This window comes from Acidaminococcus hominis (assembly GCF_900291475.1).
In the GTDB taxonomy this organism is placed as follows: domain Bacteria; phylum Bacillota; class Negativicutes; order Acidaminococcales; family Acidaminococcaceae; genus Acidaminococcus; species Acidaminococcus hominis.
Genome location: NZ_OLMM01000009.1, coordinates 1 through 5256, shown reverse-complemented (window position 1 = coordinate 5256; position 5256 = coordinate 1). Strand labels below are relative to the sequence as shown.

Genomic DNA, 5256 nt, shown 5'->3' with positions numbered 1-5256 from the left:
CGTGAAATGACGGCGCGTGCGTGACATGATGATTATCTCCTTTTTCATTGATCGCCTCCAGTATACCACGAGATTCACATTAAGAAATAGTTTCGAAGTTGTCTTAATTCATAGTTCCATTATAGTATGCATATTTTCAATTTTTATTTTCATTTTTTTGTATTTTTGAAAATTAATTTTCGTTAATGATTAAAAAGTAACAACTTACTGCAAAGAAAATTCTCTAAACCAAAAAAGCCCCCAGCATTATGCTGAGAGCCTTCTAGGTTCATCCTACTATATGAATTTTAATTTTTCCAAAGCAAACTATCTTTTACGTCATTCAAATTTAAATAAGTGAGCAGGGTTTTCTACCAGGGTTTTATAAAAGATTTTCTCATCACCAACTTGCTCCATCAATTGATCTAGCATAAGGCTGTCATCGGGGCATGGCACTCCATTTGTATAGCAACGTGGATGAGGCCAATCGGTTCCCCACAGCAAACGATTTGGATTACTCTTGGCATATTCCTTACCGATCTCAATTGTATCGGAAAAATCCTCCTTTTGGCTTCCAAAGTAGTACCCGGATAGTTTAACCCAAGCCTTTCCCTGATCCAACCACTTACAAATTTGACGAAAAGCAGGATGTTTAATCCCTACGCCTGCCGGAAGATTTCCTCTATGATCCAAAATCAGTTGAACTGGTAAAGCTTCAAAAAAATCCTTCTTTTCCACAAGCAAATCAGCGTCTACCCAAAGACATACATTCCACCCCATAGGAGCAATTCGTTTAACCAACAACTGAATATCATCCCAAGGTTGTACATAGCCGCTTGTCATGTTCAAACGAATGCCTTTTACCCCAAGTTCATCCATGCTTTTCAGTTCTTCATCGCTAATTGAATTGTTGATTACAACAATGGCTCTGGCATTCTTTTTTCCAAGTTGTTTCAATGCATCAAGGGTGCAGCGATTATCCAACCCATAAGCAGAAGGTTGAACTATCACGTCTCTTGTAATACCTAATTTATTTTTCAGCAACTGATAGCAGTTAACATCAGCGGGCGGCTGATTTCTTTTATCTGAAGAAATATAAGGGAAACGTACCGGATCATAAATATGATGGTGACAATCGCAGGCATTCAATGGAATCTTTTGGTTAGGAAAATTACGTCCTCCGCAATAAGGGACCTGATTTCTCACTTCAGTAATTAACATAATTTTTCACGCTTCTTTCTAAAGATTAGCAACCCACTTTTCAACCAGCGTAACAAATATGGGGTTATAAATATTTCCTGCAAGCACAGCCATTCCAGGGAACAAAATCCATGCAATGTGTGCGTAACCAAATTCATCGATAACAGCTTTCTCGTTAGCAACAGCATTTGGTGTTGCGCCCAAACCAGTCCCAATCAACCCGGCAACCATAACCGCAGAATTGTAAGATTTTCCGTAAACAGGGAAGGCAATGAAAACTGCCAAAAGAACCGTAACAGCAACTTCGCCTAACAAGATGATGGACATGGCACCAGCAACAGAAACCAGTTTCGTCAAATCCAAAGTCATGATAGTAATAGCAATAAACAAATACAGAATGAAGTGACTGATTACATTCATTTCATCAACATAACAATCCATATGCATACTTTCCATAACATTCCGGACAATAATACCTGCAAAGATACAGCCCAAGAAATACGGAACTTCTACATTAGGGATCTGTTTCAGCAATAAATAAATGGGGCCGCCAATACCGCTAGTCATCAGCAATAAGAAAAATGCATTTGCCATTCTTTTAGAATCCAAAGCATGAACCCCTTTTTTGTCTTCTTCCAACACAGGTGCTGCATCTTCCGGGCCAGGTTTTAAATGATACTTATGAATCAAGTAGCGCGCCGCAGGCCCGCCACACAGCGATGCGACGACCATACCAAATGTACCAGCAGCAACCCCAATAACCGTTGCCCCATCACAACCCAATTTTTCAAAGATAGGGCCAAATGCAGCAGCAGTTCCTACGCCACCATACATTGCCAAAGAGCCGCAAGAAAGGCCAATCAAAGGATGTACTCCTCCCAACTTTGCAAAAAAAACACCTACTATATCTTGGAGAGTAATTAAGAGAACAGTAATAATGCTTATTTTTAAGCACAACTTCCCGCCCTTTTTCAGCAAATCTGCCGTAAAGCCAAGGCCAACTGTAGTTAAGAATACATTCATTGACCAATTTCCAAGTGTTGCTGTCCATTTAATGTCTAAAATATTATTAACTTTCAAAAAGCATAAAACAAAGCTCACTAACAAACCTGATACAACGGGTGCTGGTATACAGAAATCTCGAAATATCTTTACACGAGCAACTATATAATTGCCTAATAAAACAACCAACGCAGCAATACCGGTGGTCATGATTAAATCGATAGTAACTTTCATATTGTCACTCTCTTTCGGATTTTTTTAGATTGGAATACATCCTCAACTTAAAAATACTTGTCAAAAACTGTCCAAATGTTTCACTGAATCCTCCCTTCGCTTTGATCAAAAAATGTGCGCGCAAATTTGAATATCATGAACAAATTCGATGAATTACTACATCAACACAGTACATCAAATATTCTGAAAAAACCAATGGTATTAAGTTTTTGCCGTTATAACCCATCAGTTAATGACTTTTTAGTTATCGATACAAGAACTATTTATCATTAGTCAAATTAAAATTCAGAAAATATACTAAAGTTAGTTCCAATTAATCAGTTGGAGGTAAAAAATGGACGAGTTAAAAAAAGTTTCTGAATTTGTAGCTGATTTTTCGTTGGAAAAAGTAGATGAGAATGTAAAAAAGAGTGCAAAAAAATGTATTCTGGATGTAGTTGGATTAGCAATGGGTGCTTATGACAATCCCATGTTCCAACAAATTAAGAAGGTTTATCTCCAAGCAGACAACCAAGCAGCACTGATAAGCAACGGAAATGGGGCTCATTTGGCTTCTATTTGGGGAAGTAACGAGCGGACTAACCTGCGGACTGCTGTATTTTTCAATGCCATGTTGGGCCATACACTGGAATTAGATGATGTGCATACCCGCTCAAAAACCCATATCGCTACTGTTGTAGTTCCAGCTGCTTGGGGGCTGGCAGAAGTACTCCATAAACCTGGGAAAAAGCTACTGGAAGCCGTTATTTGCGGTTATGAAGTTATGAGCCGGATTGGTATGGGCTTTGGAGTTTCCAGTCACCGGAATAAGGGCTGGCATGTAACTAGTACGGCCGGTACCTTTGGTGCTGCGGCAGCCTGCGCCAAGCTGCTGGATTTCACTCCAGAACAGGTTCTGGCAGCCTTGGGGCTTGCTGGCACTCAGTCCTTCGGGACCTGGGCTTTTCTGTCAGATGGAGCTACCAATAAGGTATTGCATCCAGCCCGGGCTGCGGCTAGTGGATTAGAATCCTGTCTTCTGGTACTGGGTGGAATGCGTGGCTCCGCCCATATACTGGATGCTAAGGACGGGGGAATTTTCCCTATGATGAGTGATGAATATAATTATTCCCTAGTGGACAAAGACCTTGGCAAAGTATACGAGATTCTCCAGGTGGACAAGAAGCCTTACCCCTGCTGCCGGAGTAGTCACTGTGTCATTGACGGGGTACTGGCCTTGCGTCGGGAAAACCATTTGCAGGCCGAAAATGTAGAATCCATACAAGTAAGCACCTATTTGGTAGGGCTTAAGCAATGCGGCTTATCAGATACCAGCAAAGTACCCAAACTCCCTACTCAAGCAAAGTTCTCCATTCCTTATGTAGCTGCCTGTGCACTCTTAGAAGGCAGTGTAGGATTAAATGATTTTCTCCCGGAAAAAATTCAGCGGCCTGAAATACAAGCTTTACTGCGTAAAGTTACCGTAAGAGAAGATTCTGCTTTTACTGCACGGTACCCAGATCATTGGGGATGTAAAGTTTCCATCACTTTGAAAAACGGTGAAACTTTAGAAAAAGTAGTGAAAGATGCATCAGGCAGTGTTTATTCCCCATTAACCGATTCTCAACTTCAGGCCAAAGTTCGAACCTGCTGTCAAAAGTATGATGCAGACTGGCTGAATCAGTTGATTGACGCTATTTTAGAATTGGATAACTTGAGTACACTTCCTTCCCTGGTATATACTAGATAACAGGATTGCTGGTGATTATAATCAGGAAAGCAGTCAGAAAGTAGGGATGTACCATGACTGAAAATGATCTGATGAAGATTGTCGCAATAGCTGAAGAAGGAAGTATGGCAAAAGCGGCACAGAAGTTATTTATTACACAGCCCGCATTAAGCAAAAGTTTGGCAAAAGTGGAAAAAGAACTAGGTGAAGCCCTGTTTACACGGAGCACGAATGGACTCATTCCAACAGATGCTGGCAAATATCTAGTCAATAAGGCCTACCAGATTCTAAAGCTATATGCAGACACCAGAGTAGAATTCTGTGAATTAAATCATATGCAAAAAGGTCTGTTAAAATTGGGCTCTGCAGAACGGATTGGAGCATTGCTGCTTCCCAACCTATTAAAAGCTTTTAGTGAGCGCTACCCTAATATCAAAATTGATATTGTAGAAGAAAATAGCGTATTTTTGGAAGAACAGGTACTTATGGGAGCATTAGACTTAGCCATAATTTGCCTTCCTCTGCGTAACGAGAATCTAAGTTATAAGGTTTTCTACCGAGGTCCCCTATTTCTAGCCATGCCAAAAGACAGTCCTGCAAATCGTTTGGCATTTTACAAAAACGGTGAAAAGATGCCCTATATCCACCTAGAGGACGTAATGGATCAGGAATTCATCCTAACTAAGCCTTTCAAAAAAACACGGATGGCCGCCGACAAAATTCTTAAACCTTTTGCAAAAGATCTAAAGATTTATATGGAATCTCAAAATATAGAAACTGTTATCCGTTTGGTAGCCGGAGGTATGGGAATATCTCTTGTACCATCCATCTACACAAAAAGTTACGTTACAGGGAACAATATCAACTATTATCAGGTGGAAGAAAAATATGATCCATTTTGGGAATGGGCAGTTATTTATAATGGAGAATTGGGACATTTAACACGACCTTCCCGTGAACTATACAAATTGATTGCACAAGAAGGTTGTTCCTTCCCTAGTTATCTAACTATAGTGGCACGTTTGTCAAGACCAAAATCGATGAATTTCTAAATGTATCAGGCAGCAGACATTGCAGCATTGAGCAGCAGTGCCGGGAAGTAGCGCTCTGCTGGCGGGACGTTCCCGATGGCT

Annotated in this window: 4 protein-coding genes; 2 read left to right on the top strand and 2 right to left on the bottom strand. The window is 40.5% G+C overall.

Going from position 1 to position 5256, the window contains the following annotated elements; translation table 11 throughout:
* Positions 1–318 precede the first annotated feature (318 nt).
* Complete coding sequence (locus C7E10_RS11765) at positions 319–1200, bottom strand: amidohydrolase family protein (protein ID WP_105327507.1); 882 nt, start codon at positions 1198–1200, stop codon at positions 319–321.
* A gap of 18 nt (positions 1201–1218) precedes the next feature.
* A complete protein-coding gene (locus tag C7E10_RS11760; RefSeq protein WP_105327506.1) occupies positions 1219–2415 on the bottom strand; it encodes a sodium/glutamate symporter in 1197 nt (398 codons plus the stop codon).
* A gap of 334 nt (positions 2416–2749) precedes the next feature.
* On the opposite strand from C7E10_RS11760, the gene C7E10_RS11755 reads away from it, so the two are divergent.
* A complete protein-coding gene (locus C7E10_RS11755; RefSeq protein WP_105327505.1) occupies positions 2750–4144 on the top strand; it encodes an MmgE/PrpD family protein in 1395 nt (464 codons plus the stop codon).
* Between the two features lie 53 nt (positions 4145–4197).
* Entirely contained in the window at positions 4198–5175 is a 978-nt protein-coding gene (locus C7E10_RS11750) for a LysR family transcriptional regulator (RefSeq protein ID WP_105327504.1), read from the top strand.
* Positions 5176–5256: the final 81 nt, after the last annotated feature.

Bases quoted from the DNA above. Each gene is read 5' to 3' on its own strand.
- C7E10_RS11760 (WP_105327506.1), bottom strand. From the start codon at position 2,415: ATGAAAGTTACTATCGATTTAATCATGACCACCGGTATTGCTGCGTTG.
- C7E10_RS11750 (WP_105327504.1), top strand. From the start codon at position 4,198: ATGACTGAAAATGATCTGATGAAGATTGTCGCAATAGCTGAAGAAGGA.
- C7E10_RS11765 (WP_105327507.1), bottom strand. From the start codon at position 1,200: ATGTTAATTACTGAAGTGAGAAATCAGGTCCCTTATTGCGGAGGACGT.
- C7E10_RS11755 (WP_105327505.1), top strand. From the start codon at position 2,750: ATGGACGAGTTAAAAAAAGTTTCTGAATTTGTAGCTGATTTTTCGTTG.